The organism is Phytomonospora endophytica (assembly GCF_014202425.1).
GTDB lineage: Bacteria > Actinomycetota > Actinomycetes > Mycobacteriales > Micromonosporaceae > Phytomonospora > Phytomonospora endophytica.
The window spans coordinates 184003-201644 of the sequence record NZ_JACHGT010000008.1; the positions used below are offsets into that span (position 1 = coordinate 184003).

A 17642-nucleotide genomic window follows, 5' to 3' on the forward strand; every position below is an offset into this window, starting at 1 on the left:
GGCCGTCCGAGCACTGTGGACAGTCCCCGGTGGACGGACCCCGGCATCCGACGACAGTCGGATGGACACCGCCCGCCGCGCCCGAAATACTGAAGGGCATGGCACCCGCCGCCGACACCGCCGAGCGGCACGCCTGGCACCGCGGCATCGGCGGCTGGCACCTCGTCTACGCCTCGATGGCGGTCCTCGCCGCCCTCCTCATCGCCTTCGACCCCGACGCCCGGCCACTCGAACGCCTCGGCCGGCTGGCGCTGCTCGCCACCCTCACCTGCTGGTACGTCCTCACCGGAGCCCGCGCCCTCGGCACCGAGCAGAACGGTCTCGGCCTGCGCTACATCTGCGCCGCCGTCCCCCTCACCGTCGCGCTCTACGCCTGGACGCCCGTCGGCGCCCTGATGTTCTTCCTGCTCTACCCGCACATCTGGGCACTGCTCCCGACCCGCCGCGCCGTCCTCGCCAGCGCCGTCGTCGCGGCCGGAACCGGCATCGCCGTCGTTGCCGACATCGGCCCCAGAGGCCTGCTCATGTCCGTCGGCGTCGGCGCCGCCTCACTGGCCATGGCCTGGCTCCTCGGCGCCTGGATCAGCCGCATCGTGCACGAGAGCGAGCGGCGCGCCCGGCTCGTCGCCGAACTCGCCGCCACCCGCGCCCAGCTCGCCGAGGCGAGCCGGGAGACCGGCGTCCTCGCCGAACGCCAGCGCCTCTCCCGCGACATCCACGACACCGTCGCCCAGGGCCTCGCCGCCATCACCCTGCTCCTCGACCTCGACGCGGAAGAGATCCGCGCCGACCCCGACGCCGCCCACCACCGCGTCGCCCGCGCCCGCGAGACCGCCGCCGGGAACCTCGCCGAGGCCCGCGCCCTCGTCGCCGCGCTCTGCCCACCGCAACTGCGCGACGCCACCCTCCCCGACGCCGTCGGCGCCCTCCTCGACCGCGCCCGCCGCGACCTCGGCGTCCCCGCCGGCCTGTCCGTCACCGGCGAACCCCGCCCCCTGCCCGTCCCCGGCGAGACCGCCGTCCTGCGCGCCGCCCAGGAGGCGCTCATGAACATCGCCCGCCACGCCCGGCCCACCACCGTCGACGTCGCCCTCGCCTATCGGCCCGACGGCATCGTCCTCACCGTCAGCGACGACGGCGGGGGCTTCGACACCGCCACCGCCGCCGGATACGGCCTGCGCGGCATGCGCGAACGCTTCGCCGCGCTCGGCGGCGGCCTCGCCGTCGAATCCCGGCCCGGCACCGGCACGACCGTCCGCGGGGAGCTGCCGCTGTGAGCCTCACCGTCGTCATCGCCGACGACCACCCCATCGTCCGCGAAGGCCTCCGCACCGTCCTGACCGCCGCCGGAGACGTCGACGTCCTCGGCGAGGCCGCCGACGGCGCCGAAGCCGTCCGGCTCGCCGAACGCCTGCGCCCCGACGTCGTCCTGATGGACCTGCGCATGCCCGTCCTCGACGGCGTCGCCGCCACCGCACGCGTCGTCGCCGAAGCCTGGGCCGCCGTCCTCGTCCTCACCACCTACGACACCGACGGCGACATCGCCCGCGCGCTCGCCGCCGGGGCCACCGGCTACCTGCTCAAGGACACGCCCCGGCGCGAACTCGCCGAGGCCGTGCGGGCGGCCGCGCGCGGTGAGACGGTACTGGCCGCGCCCGTCGCCGCGAAGCTCGCGGCTGGTGCCCGGGTCGGCAGGCGCGCGCTGTCGGCCCGCGAGCTGGAGGTGCTGCGCGCGGTCGCGCGCGGCCTGTCGAACCCCGAGATCGGCCGCGAGCTCTACATCGGCGAGGCGACCGTGAAAAGCCACCTGACGCACGTGTTCACCAAGCTCGGCGTCACCGACCGGACGGCGGCGGTGACGACGGCGATCGCCCGCGGGATCCTGCCGGCCCCGGCTTGAGCAGCTTCAGGCCCGCCACCGAGCCGACGATCCCGGCGATGAAGACGAGCTTCCACACCGAGACGGCCTCGGCGCCCGTCGCCATCGCGTACCCGACCGTCAAGGCCGCGCCGAGGCCCGTCCACACCGCGTAGGCGGTGCCGACGGGGATGGTCTTGAGCGCCCAGCCGAGCCCGGCCATGCTCACCACGAGCGCGGCGGCGAACACGACGGTCGGCACCGGGACGGTGAGGCCGTCGGAGCGGCCGAGGGCGGTCGCCCACACGGCCTCGAACAGCGCGCTGAGAACGAGGACCGGCCACGCCATGTCAGCTCACCGCCTTGAGGCCGACGACCGAACCGACGAGCAGGACCAGGAGGAGGGAACGACCCCAGGTCGCCCGCTCCTCGCCTTTGACGACGCCCCACAGGACGGTCAGGCTGGCACCGCACCCGACCCAGACCGCGTAGGCGGTCCCGGCGGGCAGATCACGCATCGTGTAGGCGAGACCCGCCATGCTCGCGACGAGCGCGACGGCGAAAAGGACGGTGGGGCGTTTGCGGCGAAGGCCGCCCGAGGCCGACAGGGCCGCGGCCCACACCGCCTCCAGAACGCCGGAGAGAACGAGGATCGACCAGGACACGACGAGACCCTTTCCGAGTCAGTCTTGTCCGATGCGGGTACTGCTCCCTCGTCCGCGAGCCCTTCCCGGGCTCCACGGCCAGGGTAGCGCTAGTCCTCGCGGTCGCCGAACATCGAACCGATCGTGCGCGCGAGCATGAGCAGGCCGATGCCCGCGATCGGCCACAGCGGCCAGAAACCGTGACCCGCGACGCCCTCGGCGAAGCCCTCCTCGCGGATGTCGGACAGGCGCGAGAGGAACCAGATGCCGGTCAGGAACACCGAGAGGCCCAGCCATCCGCCCCAGCCGGAACGGATCCCGCGCTTGCGGCGGCTGCGCCGGTCGCGGCGGCGGTCGTGCCGGTCCCGGTCGCGTCCCCAGTCCCAGCGGACCTCCTTCGCCGACTCCACCGGCGCCACCCGCGACTTCTCCTCGCCCGCCGGGGCGGGCAGGTCGGCGATGAGCGCGTCGAGGTCGGCGTAGGTCTGCGCCTTGAAGGCGCGGTCGAGCCGCTCGTCGTACTCACCGAGGGTCAGGCGGCCCTCGTCGGTGGCCAGCCGAAGCCGGTCGGCGACGCGCTGACGATCGCCGTCGGAGGCGCGGATCTGGTCTTCGCTCACGGAAGTCACCTCGCTCGCTGTGCAGGATGGCACCATACGCCTTCGGCGCATCCGGCCACGCGAGCCCTCGTCGCGGACGACAATGCCGACATGACGGGTGCGACGGGGAAGACCCGCAACGTGTTCCTGGTGTGGTTCGTGTGGCCGCTGATCACGCTGGGCATCTACCACTTCGTGTGGTGGTACAAGATCAACCGCGAGGCCCGCGACTTCGACGCCCGCATCCACGTGACGCCAGGCGTGTCGCTGCTGGCGGTGCTCATCGGGTGGATCATCATCGTGCCGCCCTTCGTGTCGGTGTTCAACACGGGCAGGCGCATCGGGCGGATGCAGCGGGCGGCCGGGATCGAGGCCAGCTGCAACCCGTGGATCGGGTTCCTGCTGACCTTCGTGTTCAGCCTGCACTCGCTGTACTACCAGATGGAACTCAACAAGATCTGGGCGAAGTACGGCGACCCGGCCGAGGGGACCACGGTTTCCCTGGCGGCCTAGGCCCGTCAGATGCCGACCATCCTCAGGCCTTCCTCGTCGTAGCGGTCCCCGGCGACGCCGAACCGGTCGACGATGCCGGTCAGGTCGGCGACGTCGTCGGCGGACAGGGCGACCCCGGTCGCGGCGGCGTTCTCGTCGACGCGCGCCCGCCGGCGCGTGCCCGGGATCGGGACGATCGACGGGTGCCGCGCCAGGAGCCAGGCCAGCGCGACCTGCGCGGGCGTGGCGCCGCGCTCGCCGGCGAGGGCGCGGACGTGGTCGATGAGGGCCTGGTTCGCGGCGAGGTTCTCCGGGGCGAAGCGCGGGATCCGGGCCCGGATCTCGCCCGGCCGGAAAGTCGCGTCGGGGGCGACGGTCCCGCTGAAGAAGCCCTTGCCGAGGGGACTGAAAGGCACGAAGCCGATGCCGAGTTCGACACAGGTGGGCAGGATCTCGGGTTCGGGATCGCGGGTCCACAGCGAGTACTCGCTCTGCACCGCCGTCACCGGGAAGACCGCGTGGGCGCGGCGGATCGTGCCCGCACCGGCCTCGGACAGCCCGAAGTGGCGGACCTTGCCCGCGGCGACGAGCTCGGCGACCGTCCCGGCGACGTCCTCGATGGGCACGTCGGGGTCGACCCGGTGCTGGTAGAACAGGTCGATGACGTCCACGCCCAGCCTGGCCAGGCACTGGTCGGCGACGCGGCGGACGGTCTCCGGGCGCGAGTCGGTGCCCCGCCTGACCCCGTCGACGATGTCCCAGCCGAACTTCGTGGCGAGGACGACCCGGTCCCGCAGGGGCGCGATGGCCTCGCCGACGAGTTCCTCGTTGACGAAGGGCCCGTAGACCTCGGCGGTGTCGATGAACGTGACACCCCGCTCGATCGCGTAACGCAGGACACCGATCATGTCGTCGCGGTCGCCCGGGTTCGGGCCGAAACTCTGCGACATGCCCATGGCGCCCAGGCCGATGGCGGAAACCTCTAGTCCCTGTCCGAGAGTGCGCGTGTGCATGGTCTGCTCCTCTGCCCGATCCAGGCCAGTCTGCCGGGGGCGGGCGGCCGGTGCCAGGCACTGGCGGGGACCCCTACTCCGCGGGCTCCCGCCACCGGTTCGCGTCGGCCTCGAACGCCGCCCCCGCCGCCAGATCCACGAGCACGTCCCCGCGCGCGACCTCGCACGTCACGACCACGCCGCTCCCCACGACCGGCACGCGATCCGCCCGCGTCACCATGTTCGCGCCAACCACGCCCAGCCCGCACGCGATCTCCACCCGGAACTCCGGCGCGCCCTGATGCCACGTTCGCTCGAACTCCACCGACACCAGCACCCCGCGCATCCGCCGCCCGTACCGCCGCAGGTGCCGGATCGCCGCCTGCCGCCCGCGCACATAGGCCAGTCCCCGGCGCGCCCCCACCGCCGCGAACGGCGCCCGCAGCAGGCACATCCCCCCGAACACCCCCGGAAGCAGCACCCAGCCCGCCCCGACCCCGTAGGCGGCCACCAGCCCGGCACAGGCCGCCGTCGCGCCCACGCCCACCCCGGCCCACGCCGACACCCCCGCCACGCGGATCGCCGCGTCGTACTGCCCGAACCTCCGCTCCACCCACCCCGCCACGTTCGCCGAACACACCGCCGCCGCGATCAACAGCGCCACCCCGACGACCACGTGCCACCCGGCGAACTCCACCGTCGAGAAGGCCAGGAAACCACCGGCCCCGACCACCCCGCACCACAACGCCCCCGCCGCCACCGACAACCCGACGACCCCGCCCGGCAGACGCGCGGGCGGCCCCGTCCCCAGCTCGACGACCATGTCCCCGGCGCGCTCGCTCACCGAGAACTCGGGCAGACCATCCGCCACACCCCACCTCCCATCAGGTCCCCACCCTGCGGGAGTTCCGCGCGCTACCGATCCCAGGTTCACCCGTCCCGTACGATCCGCCCATGCCGACCGACCCGCGCGACGCTCCCATCACCAGCGTCACCAATCCGCGCGTCAAGGCGCTCGTCGCCCTCCGCGGCCGCCGCCGGGCACGACAGGAACAGGGCGTCACCCTCGTCGAGGGCTACGAGGAACTCGACCTCGCCCTCACCGCCGGCGTCGCCCCCACCGAGCTCTACCTCTGCCCCGAACTGTCCGCGGGCGACCCGCGCGACGTCGCCGTCCGCGCCGAACAGGCCGGCGCACAGGTCCACCGCCTCGGCCGCCTCGCCTTCGAAAAGGCCGCCTACCGCGAGGGCCCCGACGGGTGGCTCGCCGTCGTCCCCGACATCGAGACCGCGCTCGCCGACCTGCCGGAGGACCCGAATCCCCTGGTCGTGGTGTGCGGGAGCGTCGAGAAGCCGGGAAACCTCGGCTCGATCCTCCGCACGGCCGACGCCGCCGGCGTCACCGCCGTGATCTCCGTCGACCCGGTGACCGACTGGGGAAACCCCAACGTCGTCCGCGCCAGCAAGGGTGCGGTCTTCTCCGTCCCCGTCGCCTCCTGCGACACCGCCGCGTTCCTCGCCTGGGCGCGCGAGCGGGGGCTCACCGTCGTCGCCACGACTCCCGACACCGACGAGTACGTCGCCGGTCTCGATTTGAGCGGCCCGACGGCCGTCCTCGTCGGCTCGGAGAAGCACGGCCTGTCCGGCGAACTGCTCGCCGCCGCCGACATCCGCGCCAAACTCCCCATGTTCGGCCGCGTCGACTCGCTCAACGTGGCCGTGACCGCCGCCGTGGTGACTTACGAATGCGTGCGGCAGCGCATGGCCACCGGAGCGTGACCGAGACGCCCGGCGCAGTGCCCCAGGCCTCTTCCCGCACGTGACGGGCCGAATGGTGATTCCCGGTGCGCGTAGGCTTGACCGTTGTGACCAGCCATGACCTGTCCGCCGAACTCCGTGACCTGGACGCCACGCTCCAGACCGTCGAGTCGGTGCTCGACCTCGACTCGCTCAACCGGGAGAAGACCGAGCTTGAGGCGTTCGCCGCCGAGCCCGGCCTCTGGGACGACCCCGAGAAGGCCCAGAAGGTCACGTCACGCCTCTCCCACGTGCAGGGCGAGCTCAGTCGTGTCGGCGCCCTGCGCAGCCGCATCGACGACGCCGGCGTCCTGCTCGAACTGGCCGCCGACGAGAGCGACGAGGGCACGCTGACCGAGGCGCGCGACGAGATCGCGAACCTGCGCAAGCTCGTCGACGAGCTGGAGGTCCGCACGCTCCTGTCGGGTCCATACGACGAGCGCGAGGCGCTCGTGACGGTCCGCTCGGGTGCGGGTGGGGCCGACGCCAGCGACTTCGCCGAGCAGCTGATGCGCATGTACCTGCGCTGGGCCGAGCGGCACAAGTACGCCACGGAGGTCTACGACGTGTCCTACGCCGAGGAGGCGGGGATCAAGTCGGCGACCTTCGCGATCAAGGCGCCCTACGTGTACGGGACCCTCTCCGTGGAGCAGGGCACGCACCGGATGGTGCGGATCTCGAAGTACGACAACCAGGGCCGCCGCCAGACCGCCTTCGCGGCGGTGGAGGTCGTGCCGGTCGTCGAGACCACCGACCAGATCGAGATCCCCGACGACGAGATCCGCGTCGACGTCTACCGCGCCTCCGGTCCCGGTGGCCAGGGCGTCAACACCACCGACTCCGCCGTGCGGCTCACCCACATTCCGACCGGCCTGGTCGTGACGTGCCAGAACGAGCGCAGCCAGCTCCAGAACAAGGCCAGCGCGATGGCCGTCCTCATGGCCAAACTCCTCCAGCGCAAGCGCGCCGAGGAGGAGGCCGAGATCAACGAGCTGCGAGGTGACGTGACCGCCTCGTGGGGCGACCAGATGCGCACCTACGTGCAGCACCCGTACCAGATGGTCAAGGACCTGCGGACCGGCTGGGAGACCAACCAGCCCGACGTCGTCCTCGACGGCGACATCGACGGCCTCATCGAGGCCGGGATCCGCTGGCGCAAGCAGCGCCAGGCCGACGCGGCCGCCGAGGCCCAGGCCGCCTAGACGACGACGGGGGAGGCGCGCGCACGCCTCCCCCGCCCCGTCAGTGCGCTAGCCCGCCGCGATCCGCAGGCAGGTGATCGCCGCGGCGCCCGACCACGCCTGCGGCCGGCAGGCCGCCGGGTAGGGGACCGGGCGGGCGTACTCCTCGCGGGAGACGCCCGAGTGCAGTTCGGGCATGCGGAAGCCGAAGCCCTCGGCGGCGTGCAGGAGGCCGTCGACGACGACCGCCGCCTCCTCGTGCCGTCCGGCGCGGGCCATGCCGTGGGCGATGATCGCCGAGTCGTGGGCCCACACCGCGCCGCCGTGATAGCCGAGGGGCCAGTAGCCGGCGGCGCCCGTCGAGAGGGTCCGCACGCCGTAGCCGGAGCTCATCGAGGGGCCGGTGAGCAGCGCGGCGATCCCCGCCTCGGCCTCGGTGTCGACGATGCCGGTCCCGAGGAGGTGCCCGATGTTGCTGGTCAGCGTGTCGACGGCGTTCCCGTCGCGGTCGAGGGCGATCGCCGGGTAGGTGCCCTCGGGGGTCGTGACCCAGAAGGCGTCGTTGAAGCGTCCGCGCAGGCCCGCGGCCCACGCGCGCCACTCCCCGGCGCCGTCCTCGCCCAGTTCGTCGAGCAGGTCCGCCGCGCCGACGGCCGCCTCGTAGGCGTAGCCCTGGGCCTCGCAGAGCGCGATCGGGCCTTTCGCGAGCCGTCCGTCGCGCCACTGGATCGAGTCGCCGGAGTCCTTCCACCCCTGGTTGGACAGGCCCTTGCCGGTGCGGTCGATGTAGGAGAGGAAACCGTCCTCCCCGACCGAGTCGGCGATCCACGCCAGGGCCGCGCGCAGGTTCGGGACGAGCTCGGCGAGTTCCGCCCGGGCCGTCCCCGCACGCCAGGCGTCGACGAGGAGGCACACCCACAGCGCGGTCGCGTCGACCGTCCCGTAGTAGAGCGGCGGGAGGGTGATGCCCTCACCGGGCATGGTGAACGTCGCCGCGCGCAGCTCGTGCGGGATCTTGCCCGGCTGCTCCTCGGTCGTGGCGTCGTCGCGGGTGCCCTGGAGGCGCGCGAGGACGCGCAGGGTCGAGGCGGCGATGGACACGTCGACGGGCAGCAGCATGCGCGCCGCCCAGATCGAGTCGCGGCCGAAGAGCGTGAGGAACCACGGCGCCCCCGCCGCGAGGAACATGTCCTCGGGCCGGTCGGGGAAGGCCAGCCGCAGCGCGTCGAGGTCGTCGAGGGCGACCTCGGCCCAGCGCGCGAGCCGCTCGTCGGCGCCCACGGTCGACACCGCCCAGCCCGACGGGCGCGACGCCGACCGCACCACCAGGCTCGGGTCCCGCATCGCGATCGACCACATCAGCGTCGCCGAGCCCCGGGGCGCGACCGACACCGGCCACTCCAGGTACAGCGCGTCGCCCTCGGTCCGCCACTCCCCGGCCTCGGCGGCCAGCTCGAAGGAGGCCGCGTCGCCTTTCACGGTCACGCGCGGGCCCTCGACGAGCGCCTCCCAGCCGGCCCCGGAGCCCAGGCCCGACTTGACGTCCTGGAGCGCCCGGAAGTCCGGTTCGACGCGCAGCCGCAGCAGTCCGCCGACCTCCCGTTCGACGACCGAGGAGACCGTGACGGTCTCGCTCATCCGCCCGGCCCGCACGACCCGCGTGCGCGACAGGCTGACGTGCGGGTCGGGCAGGGTGTCGTCGACGCTGCGCACGACCGCTTCGAACACGACCGTCTTGGCGCCGCGCTCGCTCACCGCGATCGTCTCCGGCCGCTCGCCGGCGATCTCGATCTGGAGGCCGCGGGCGAAGCGCCGGTCGCCGTGGAAGAGGCCGTCGACGGCCGCGGTCATCTCGCCGTCGGCGCGCGACCAGGCCTGTGTGGGGGCGTGGAGCGCGATGACGGCGTCGTGCAGGAAGGGCTGGCGGCCGGGGGTCATTCCTTGACGGCTCCTTCGCTTCGGTTCATGATGCGTCGCTGGAAGATGAAGAACAGGACCGCGACCGGGATCGTCATGAGAGCGGCGGCCGCGAGTTTGATCGGGTACTGCGTGCCCTGGCTGAGCTGACCGGAGGCCAGCGAGGCCACGCCCTTGGTGAGGGTCGTCAGTTCGGGCGACTGGGTGGCCACGATGAAGTGGCTCAGCTCGTTCCACGAGCCCTGGAAGGACAGGATGATGATCGTGATCAGCGCCGGGCGGGCCATCGGCAGCACGATCGACCAGAAGACCCGGAAGGTCCCGGCCCCGTCGATGCGCGCCTGTTCCTCTACGGCCGTGGGGATCGACTCGAAGAAGTTCTTCATGATGAACACCCCGGCGGCGTCCACCAGCAGCGGCAGGATCATGCCCGCGTAGGAGTTGTAGATCCCGAGCTGGTTGAGCACGAGGAACTTCGGGATCAGCAGCACGACCGTCGGCACGGCCATCACGCCGACGATCAGCGCGAAGACCAGGCCGCGCCCGCGGAAGCGCAGGCGCGCCAGGGCGTAACCGGCGAGGGAGTCGAAGAAGACCCGTCCGAGGGTCACCGCGATCGTCACGATCGCCGAGTTGGCGAACCACAGCGGGAAGTCGCTGTGCAGGAAAAGGCGCTCGTAGGCGGCGACGGTGAAGGTCTGCGGGAGCAGGGAAACGGCGTTCCCGGCGGCTTCGGCGTCGGTCTTGAACGACGTCGAGACCTGCACCAGGAAGGGGAAGACGTAGATCACGGCGAGGGCGGCGAGCAGTGCGTACAGTCCCGCCGGGGCGAGCCACCGGGCGCGTCTCACGACCGTCCCCCCTTTTCGCGGAGGAGCAGGCGCTGGAGCAGGGTGAAGAAGACGATGATCAGGAAGAGGATGAAGGAGATCGCCGCGCCCTGTCCCCATTTCTGGTCGGCGAAGGCGGCCTGGTACGACAGGTAGGCGGGCGTCATCGTCGTCTTGCCGGGTGCGCCCTGGGTGCCGGTGTAGATTTGGTCGAAGACCTGCCAGCAGCCGATCAGGCCGAGCGTGAGCACGGTGAACAGGGTCGGGCGCAGCTGCGGCAGCGTGATGCGCCGGAAGCGCTGCCAGGCGTTGGCGCCGTCCATCATCCCGGCCTCGCCGAGTTCGGGCCCGATGTTCTGCAGGGCCGCGATGAACAGCAGCATGAAGGTGCCGCTCGTGGTGAAGATCGCCATGAGGATGAAGGCGCTCATCCCGACCGACGGGCCCGCGAGCCAGTCCCACCAGGACACGCCGAGGACGTCGGAGCCGGTCATCGTGGCCGGGCCGGAGTCGACCCCGAAGACCGAGAGTCCGATGTGGACGATGCCGCGCGGGTCGTTGAACCAGTTCGGGCCGCCGATCCCGACCCACGACAGCACCTCGTTGACCACTCCGGTGGTGGAGAACAGGAACAGCCACAGGACGGTGATCGCGACAGAACTGGTCACCGAGGGGAAGTAGAACGCGGTCCGGAAGACTCCGCGCCCGCGCAGGATCGCGCGATTGACCAGGACCGCGAGGAACAGCGCGAGGGCGGTCTGGAGCGGCACGACCAGCAGGACGTACCAGCCGACGTTGCGCATCGAGATGCCGAGGTTCCGCGTCGCCAGCCCGCCCTCGGTGAGGATCTCGCCGTAGTTGCCGAGCCCGATGAAGCCGACTCCCGGGGCGAGCGGGCTGCCGCGCCCCGACCAGTCGGAGAAGCTCACCCACAGCGCCATCAGCACCGGGACCAGCAGGAACAGTCCGAGGATGACCACGACCGGCAGCGTGAACAGCCACCCGGCGGTCCCCTCACCGCGCCGGGAACCGCGTGTGCGGCGTTTCCCGGCGCGGCGGGGCGCCCGTTCGGCGAGGGTCATCTCAGCCTCCGACCACCGGCGCAAGGTTTCCCTGGACCGTGGTCAGGATCTGCTTGGGGTCGCCCGACTTCAGCGACTCCAGTTGCGCGTTGAAGTCGTTGATCACGTCGGTCGCGCCGACGTCGGTCGGCAGGCCCTGCGCGTAGGCGGCGCCGTCGAGGAAGGCGACGAGCGCGGGGTTGTCGGTGCGCCACCGGTCGGCCGCCGACTGGATCGACGGCATCGGGCCGAAGGCCTTGGAGAAGGCCAGCTGCTGCTCGGTGCCCGTGAGGTGCTCGACGAGTTCCAGTGCGGCCTTCTGGTTGGGGCTGTCGGCGGCCATGCCCCAGCAGTTCGTGTACTGGAGGGTGGCCTGCCCGGCGGGCCCGGCCGGCAACTGCGCGACCCGGTACTTCACGTCGGGGAAGTCGGCCGACAGGGCGCCGGTGATCCAGTTGCCCTCGATCGCCATCGCCGCCAGTTCCTTGCCGAAGGCCTCGCCGCCCCAGCCCGCGCCGAGGTCGGCGGAGTAGGCGAAGGTGCCGTCGGTCAGGTGCTTCTTGACGTATTCGAGCCCGGCGAGGTTCTCCGGGGAATCGGCGACGGCCTGGGTGCCGTCGGCGCTGACGAGTCGCCCGCCGGCCTGGGCCGTGAAGGCGCCGACGCGCTGGTACTGGGCGTCGAAGGCGAGGCCGGCGCGGTCACCCTTCGTCAGTTTCGCCGCTGCCGCGTCGAGCTGTTCCCAGGTGGTGGGGATGTCGGCGTCGGTGAGTCCGGCCTCGGCCCACATGTCGGTGTTGATGACCAGCGCGAGGGTGGAGAAGTCCTTCGGGGCACAGTAGAACTTCCCGTCCACGGTGAAATTCCGCACCAGGGAGGGGTGGAAGTCGCCCTTGTTGGTCAACTGGTCGCCGTAGGCCTCGATGGAGCCGTTGGCGGCGTAGGCGGCGATCTGGTCGGGCGAGAGGTAGAACAGGTCGGGCGGCGAACCGGCCGCGAAGCCCTGCGAGAGTTCCTGGTTGAGGTTGGTCGCGGGGGTGGCGGTGACCTGCACGCCCGACTGCGCCGACCAGGCCGCCACCGCGTCCTGGACGGCCTTGGTCTCGGCGTCGCCGCTGGAGCCGAAGAGGATGGTCAGCGGGTCGCTCGACGAGGTCAGCGCGTCGGCGGAGGAGGCGTCGTCGGGGCTTTCCTCGAATCCCTGTCCGCAGCCCGCCAGCAGGAGCGTCGCGGCGAGGGCCGCGCCTCCCGCCGCGAGCGCGGCCCGTGCGGTGGGTTTCACGCTGCATCTCCTTTGACGAGGTGATTTGAACGATCAAATTTTAACGATCAAAATGATAGGCTCCGGCAAAGCGGCATGTCAAGGACGTGAGGGGGCGACGGTGGCCGAGCAGCGCGTGGCGACGATCGAGGACGTGGCACGGGAGGCGGGGGTCTCCCGCCAGACGGTGAGCAACGTCGTCAACCGGCCCGGCATCGTCAAGGAGGCGACCCGGCGGAAGGTCCTCGTCGCGATCGAGGAACTGGGCTACGCGCCCAACGCCGTCGCCCGCCGCCTGCGGCAGCGCCGGAGCTCCACGATCGGCGTCAAGCTCGACGCCTACTCCGGCGGCATCTCCGGCGTCGTCCTCGACCGCTTCGTGCACGCCCTCACCGAGCACGCCTCCTCGCGTGGCCTGCGCGTCCTCGTCTACGCCGCCCGCACCCTCGCCGACGAGCTCGGCTACATCAACGGCCTCGCCGACGGCGGTGAGGTCGACGCGATCATCCTGACCGGCACCGCCCTCGGCGACCCGCGCGCCGAACGTCTCCGCGAGCGCGGCATGCCCTTCGCGGCCTTCGGCCGTCCGTGGGGCGCCGGGGACGCCGACCATCCGTGGGTCGACATAGACGGCGCCGCCGGGACGCGGGCCGCGACCGAGCACCTCCTCGCCCGCGCCGGGGAGCACGTCGCGTTCCTCGGCTGGCCTCCCGACTCCGGGACCGGCGATGACCGCGAGCGCGGCTGGCGTGCCGCCATGGGCGACCGGGCGGCACCCCGACTGGCCACATTGGACGGTGTGAACGAGGGGCGGCGGCTGGTCCGCGAACTGCTGGAGCGCGGGGAGACCCCCGTCGACGGTATCGTGTGCGCCAGCGACGCCCTCGCCATCGGCGCCCACCTGGCCGCCGTCCGCGCGGGCCGCCCGGATCTGCAGATCGTCGGCTTCGACAACACCGCCGCCGCCGAGGCGATCGGCATCTCCAGCGTCGAGCAGCTGCCCGAGCGGGTCGCCGAGGGGATCCTGGAGCTGCTGATGGGCAGCGAGGGCACCGAGATCCGCCGCGGCCCGGCGCCGCAGACCGCCGGGCTGCTGGTGGAGCCGCGGCTGATCGTGCGCTGACCCGCTACTTTTCTTCCATGTCACCGGTCGCCCTCGGCGTGGACTTCGGCACGTCCCACACGGTCGCGGTGTGGCGCAGGGACGACGGTCCCGCCGTGCCGCTGCTCTTCGACGGTTCGCCGCTGCTGCCGTCGGGCGTCTACGCCGACACCGTCGACGGCCTGCGCGCCGGCCGGGCCGCGGCCAACGCCGCGCGCGTCGACCCCGCGCGCTTCGAACCGAACCCGAAACGTCGCGTCGACGACGGTTCCCTGCTGCTGGGCGAGGACGAGTTCGCCGTCGTCGACGTGATCGCGGCCGTCCTCACACGGGTCCGCGCGGAGGCCGTACGGGTCGCGGGCGCGGTCGACGCGGTCGTGCTGACCCACCCGGCGGCGTGGGGTCCGCGCCGGCGCCTGGTGCTGGAGGACGCCGCCGAGAACGCCGGACTCGCCGGCGCCACGCTGCTGCCCGAGCCGGTCGCGGCCGCCCGCTACTTCACGACCGTGCTGGGCCGGCGGATCTCGGCCGGGCAGGCCGTGGTCGTGTTCGACCTGGGCGGCGGGACCTTCGACGCGAGCGTCGTGACGGCCGGTGGCGGCGGCTTCGAGGTCGCCGCCGTCGACGGCCTGGAGAGCCTGGGCGGTGTGGACGTCGACCAGGCGCTCATCGAGCTGCTCGCGCGGGTGCACGGCGAGCGCGAGGGCTGGTCGCGGCTGATGTCGCCGGAGTCGCCGCGCGAGCGCGCGGCCCGCAGGCTGTTCACCGAGGACGTGCGCATGGCCAAGGAGGCCCTGTCGACCGACTCGCGCGCCGAGCTTCCGATACCGCTGCTGGACGTGCCGGCGATGCTGACGCGCGAGGAGCTGGAGGCGGTGACCGGGCGGCTCCTGGAGGGCGCGGTCGCGACGACGCGGGCCGTGGTCCGCGCGGCGAAGCTGACGCCGGAGCGGATCGCGGGCGTGTTCCTGGTCGGCGGCGCCAGCCGGATGCCGCTCGTCGCGACGATGCTGCACCGGGCCCTGGGCGTCGCGCCGACCGTCATCGAGCAGCCGGAGCTGGTCGTCGCGCAGGGCGCGGCGGTCTCGGTTCCGGTGGCCGCGCCGGTCGTCGCGCCCCCGCCGGCACCCGCTCCGGTGCGCCCGCCGCCCGTCGCTCCCCGGAAGCCGAAGCGGCGGCTCGACTGGCGGTGGCGCGCGGCGATCGCGCTGGCGATCCTGCTGGCGGCCTCGATCCTGGTCACCCAGCTGACCAAGGTGAACTAGCGCTCGTCGACGACCCGGCGCATCTTCCCCGCCGAACGCTCCACCCCGCCCACCGCGACGATCCGCACCGCCGCCGTGACCCCGATCGTGCCCTTGATCCGTTCGGCCAGCCGCCGCCCGGCCTCCTCGGCGGCGTCCACAGTGGAGTCGGTGGCGGGCTCGGCCGTGACGGTCAGCGTGTCCAGCGGGCCCCGCTTCCCGAGCACGCACTGGAAATGCGGCGACAGCTCCGCCTCGGCCAGCAGCAACTCCTCGATCTGCGTCGGGAACACGTTGACGCCCCGCACGATCAGCATGTCGTCGGTGCGCCCGGTGATCTTCTCCATCCGCCGCATGGTCCGGGCGGTGCCCGGCAGGAGGCGCGTGAGGTCGCCGGTCCGGTAGCGGATCACCGGCATCGCCCGCTTGGTGAGGCTGGTGAAGACCAGTTCGCCGAGCTCGCCGTCGGGGAGGAGCGCGCCGGTGCCGGGGTCGACGACCTCCGGGTAGAAGTGGTCCTCCCAGACGTGCAGGCCGTCCTTGGTCTCCAGGCACTCCTGCGCCACGCCCGGCCCGATGACCTCGGAGAGGCCGTAGATGTCGACGGCGTGGATGTCGAGCCGCTCCTCAAGGGTCTCGCGCAGGCGGCCCGTCCACGGTTCGGCGCCGAAGACACCGACCTTCAGCGAGGTCGCGGCCGGGTCGATGCCCTGGCGTTCCATCTCGTCGGCGATGGCGAGCATGTAGGTCGGTGTGACGGTGATGATCTCGGGCCCGAAGTCGGCGATGAGGCGCACCTGCCGCTCGGTCAGGCCCCCCGACACCGGGACGACCGTGCAGCCGAGGTGCTCGGCGCCCGCGTGGACGCCGAGCCCGCCGGTGAAAAGGCCGTAGCCGTAGGCGTTGTGCAGGATCTGGCCCGGCCGCGCCCCGGCGGCCCGCAGGCTCCGGGCCATGACCTCGGCCCACGTCCGCAGGTCACCGGCGGTGTAGCCGACGACGGTCGGGCGTCCCGTCGTGCCCGAGGAGGCGTGGATGCGGGCGACCCGCTCGCGCGGGACCGCGAACATGCCGAAGGGATAGTTGCGCCGCAGATCCTCCTTGGTGGTGAAGGGAAGCCGCGACAGTTCGCCGATGCCCCCGACGTCGCCCGGCTCGACGCCCGCGGCCGCGAACGCGGCCCGGTAGTGCGGGCTGTGGTCGTGGGCGTGCCGGATCGTCTCGCGCAGGCGGGCGTCCTGAAGGGCGCGCAGCTCGTCGGCGGAGGCGGTCTCGATCGGGTCGAGCGCGGCGGGCGGGGGCTGGTAGCTCGGCATGGCTCCGATGATCGTCCCGCCCGGCGCGGATGTCCACGGGTTCGGTCAGGCGCTCTCGCGGAGTTCGGCGGTGTGCTCGACCATCCTGGTCAGCGGGGTGACCCCGGGCTTCCCGGTGAGTTTCGGTACCTCACGCGAGCCGGCCGGGCGCATGTCGTAGAGGTAGGAACCTCTCGGGACCTTGCCGTTGTCGATCAGGTAGAGCAGGTGCCCGGCGCCGACCCCGGCGTACCGGACCCCGCGCACGGCCGCCGGGGCGATCGTGCGCGCGAAGCGCATGTTCCGCCAGAGGGCGAAGGTCTCGCCCTGGGCCTCGGGCCCCGTGCGGCTCCGGCCGAGCAGCAGCGTCCGCTCGGTGGCGTCGAGCACGGGATCGTCCCCGATGCGTTCGTACATGACCTCGATGACGTCTTCGAGCACGGATGTCAAGCCCCCCAGCAACAGCGGGTTGGAACGCGCGTCGACCTTGTCGCCGAGGTATCCGCCGAAGTTGAGGGTCGCGACGAAGGGGTCGATCGAGGCGTCGTAGGCCATGACGTTGCCGGCGGCCCGGTTCTCGGCATCCGAGAGCTTCGGTTTCGGCGCGGTCGCGGCCCCGCCGGGCGGAACCGTCTCCACGTTGGCGTCGAGGTCCCTGACGTAGGCCCACGCGATCCGCAGCGCGTACTGGGCGGCGAACCCGAGGGCGCTGCCCCGGCGCATCTCGACCTGCCTCCCCTTGAGATACGCCAAGGTCATGGGAAGCGGGACCGCCATCTTCGGGAACAGCGCGTCGGCGCCGAAGTCGTGCATGCGGGCGGCGTCGATGTCGAGCCTCTGCCTCGCCCCCGCGGTTTCGAGGACGCAGGTCGCGAACACCTTCGAGTTCGTGGCCAGCTTCTCGACGAAGAAGGACTCGTCGATGAAGGAGCGCGTGCCGACCTTCCCCACGACGTCGAGGAGGCGCACGTGGTCGTGCTGCTCGCCGAAGATGTTGAGACCTTGCGGGCTGAAGCGCGCCCACACCCGCCCGAGCGTGCCGGGAACGCTGATCGAGCCCAGATGGTCGGTGTCGCCCTTGACGTGCCGGGCGAGTTCGGCGAGGTTGTCGAAGTCGCGGACCCGGTCGTCGTCGAACATGTGGGCCGGGGCCGTGACCTCGCCTTTCTCCTTGCGAACACCGCTGATGAAGATCATGGCCGACCTCCGGTCGGGAGAGGGAAGAGGCCTTCACGTTAAGCGGGCGGCATTCCGCAATGAACGTCCACAAGGGACGCGAAAAGGGCAGACCCGTCCCGGATCTCGACCCACGCTCTTTACCTCGGCGAAACCGGCGGCAACACGTCACGCACCTAGAGTCACGCCATCT

General features: G+C 72.1%; 18 protein-coding genes and 1 riboswitch. Of the genes, 7 read left to right on the plus strand and 11 right to left on the minus strand.

Annotated elements, in window-relative coordinates; translation table 11 throughout:
- The first annotated feature begins 98 nt into the window (after positions 1-98).
- Entirely contained in the window at positions 99-1277 is a 1179-nt protein-coding gene (locus HNR73_RS19595) for a sensor histidine kinase (protein ID WP_184788976.1), read from the plus strand.
- On the plus strand, positions 1274-1900 hold the full coding sequence (locus HNR73_RS19600; protein WP_184788977.1) for a response regulator: 627 nt from the start codon (positions 1274-1276) through the stop codon (positions 1898-1900). Before HNR73_RS19595 ends, HNR73_RS19600 begins: the two co-directional genes overlap by 4 nt.
- Here HNR73_RS19600 and HNR73_RS19605 read toward each other — a convergent pair.
- From HNR73_RS19605 to HNR73_RS39110, 3 genes are all read right to left on the minus strand, one after another.
- On the minus strand, positions 1836-2207 hold the full coding sequence (locus HNR73_RS19605) for a DMT family transporter (RefSeq protein ID WP_184788978.1): 372 nt from the start codon (positions 2205-2207) through the stop codon (positions 1836-1838). The two genes, HNR73_RS19600 and HNR73_RS19605, sit on opposite strands and share 65 nt — an antisense overlap.
- 1 nt (position 2208) lies before the next feature.
- Positions 2209-2523 (minus strand): DMT family transporter, encoded by a 315-nt coding sequence (locus tag HNR73_RS19610; protein ID WP_184788979.1) that lies wholly within the window; start codon positions 2521-2523, stop codon positions 2209-2211.
- 12 nt (positions 2524-2535) lie between these two features.
- Positions 2536-2599, minus strand: a riboswitch (guanidine-III (ykkC-III) riboswitch).
- A gap of 13 nt (positions 2600-2612) precedes the next feature.
- On the minus strand, positions 2613-3122 hold the full coding sequence (locus HNR73_RS39110; RefSeq protein ID WP_373316613.1) for a DUF1707 SHOCT-like domain-containing protein: 510 nt from the start codon (positions 3120-3122) through the stop codon (positions 2613-2615).
- A 90-nt stretch (positions 3123-3212) separates the two neighbouring features.
- Between HNR73_RS39110 and HNR73_RS19620 the strand changes: the two genes are divergently transcribed.
- Positions 3213-3614, plus strand: a complete 402-nt coding sequence (locus tag HNR73_RS19620) for a DUF4234 domain-containing protein (protein ID WP_184788980.1) — start codon at positions 3213-3215, stop codon at positions 3612-3614.
- A 5-nt stretch (positions 3615-3619) separates the two neighbouring features.
- Here HNR73_RS19620 and HNR73_RS19625 read toward each other — a convergent pair whose 3' ends face one another.
- Both HNR73_RS19625 and HNR73_RS19630 read right to left on the minus strand, forming a co-directional pair.
- Complete coding sequence (locus HNR73_RS19625) at positions 3620-4606, minus strand: aldo/keto reductase (RefSeq protein WP_184788981.1); 987 nt, start codon at positions 4604-4606, stop codon at positions 3620-3622.
- A 73-nt stretch (positions 4607-4679) separates the two neighbouring features.
- Positions 4680-5456: a hypothetical protein gene (locus HNR73_RS19630; RefSeq protein ID WP_184788982.1), complete on the minus strand. Its 777-nt coding sequence runs from the start codon at positions 5454-5456 to the stop codon at positions 4680-4682.
- 83 nt (positions 5457-5539) lie between these two features.
- Between HNR73_RS19630 and HNR73_RS19635 the strand changes: the two genes are divergently transcribed.
- Positions 5540-6364 (plus strand): TrmH family RNA methyltransferase, encoded by an 825-nt coding sequence (locus HNR73_RS19635; protein WP_184788983.1) that lies wholly within the window; start codon positions 5540-5542, stop codon positions 6362-6364.
- Between the two features lie 86 nt (positions 6365-6450).
- Positions 6451-7584, plus strand: a complete 1134-nt coding sequence (prfB, locus tag HNR73_RS19640; RefSeq protein ID WP_184788984.1) for a peptide chain release factor 2 — start codon at positions 6451-6453, stop codon at positions 7582-7584.
- Positions 7585-7632: 48 nt separating this feature from the next.
- On the opposite strand, the gene HNR73_RS19645 is transcribed toward prfB, so the two are convergent.
- The 4 genes from HNR73_RS19645 to HNR73_RS19660 are packed head-to-tail and all read right to left on the minus strand — an operon-like array spanning position 7633 to position 12653.
- The gene (locus HNR73_RS19645) at positions 7633-9501 is read right to left on the minus strand and encodes a glycogen debranching N-terminal domain-containing protein (protein WP_184788985.1); all 1869 of its coding nucleotides are present in this window, start codon (positions 9499-9501) and stop codon (positions 7633-7635) included.
- Positions 9498-10331: a carbohydrate ABC transporter permease gene (locus HNR73_RS19650; RefSeq protein ID WP_239122138.1), complete on the minus strand. Its 834-nt coding sequence runs from the start codon at positions 10329-10331 to the stop codon at positions 9498-9500. The genes HNR73_RS19645 and HNR73_RS19650 overlap by 4 nt, the downstream gene beginning before the upstream one ends.
- Entirely contained in the window at positions 10328-11392 is a 1065-nt protein-coding gene (locus HNR73_RS19655; RefSeq protein ID WP_184788987.1) for a carbohydrate ABC transporter permease, read from the minus strand. The genes HNR73_RS19650 and HNR73_RS19655 overlap by 4 nt, the downstream gene beginning before the upstream one ends.
- Position 11393: 1 nt before the next feature.
- A complete protein-coding gene (locus tag HNR73_RS19660; RefSeq protein ID WP_184788988.1) occupies positions 11394-12653 on the minus strand; it encodes an extracellular solute-binding protein in 1260 nt (419 codons plus the stop codon).
- A gap of 100 nt (positions 12654-12753) precedes the next feature.
- Here HNR73_RS19660 and HNR73_RS19665 point away from each other — a divergent pair, with 100 nt between their 5' ends.
- Both HNR73_RS19665 and HNR73_RS19670 read left to right on the plus strand, forming a co-directional pair.
- On the plus strand, positions 12754-13755 hold the full coding sequence (locus HNR73_RS19665; RefSeq protein WP_203686252.1) for a LacI family DNA-binding transcriptional regulator: 1002 nt from the start codon (positions 12754-12756) through the stop codon (positions 13753-13755).
- Positions 13756-13772: 17 nt separating this feature from the next.
- Entirely contained in the window at positions 13773-14999 is a 1227-nt protein-coding gene (locus HNR73_RS19670) for an Hsp70 family protein (RefSeq protein WP_184788990.1), read from the plus strand.
- Here HNR73_RS19670 and paaK read toward each other — a convergent pair.
- Positions 14996-16294, minus strand: a complete 1299-nt coding sequence (gene paaK, locus HNR73_RS19675; protein ID WP_184788991.1) for a phenylacetate--CoA ligase PaaK — start codon at positions 16292-16294, stop codon at positions 14996-14998. The genes HNR73_RS19670 and paaK overlap by 4 nt on opposite strands.
- Positions 16295-16339: 45 nt before the next feature.
- On the minus strand, positions 16340-17470 hold the full coding sequence (locus HNR73_RS19680) for a hypothetical protein (RefSeq protein WP_184788992.1): 1131 nt from the start codon (positions 17468-17470) through the stop codon (positions 16340-16342).
- Between the last annotated feature and the right edge of the window lie 172 nt (positions 17471-17642).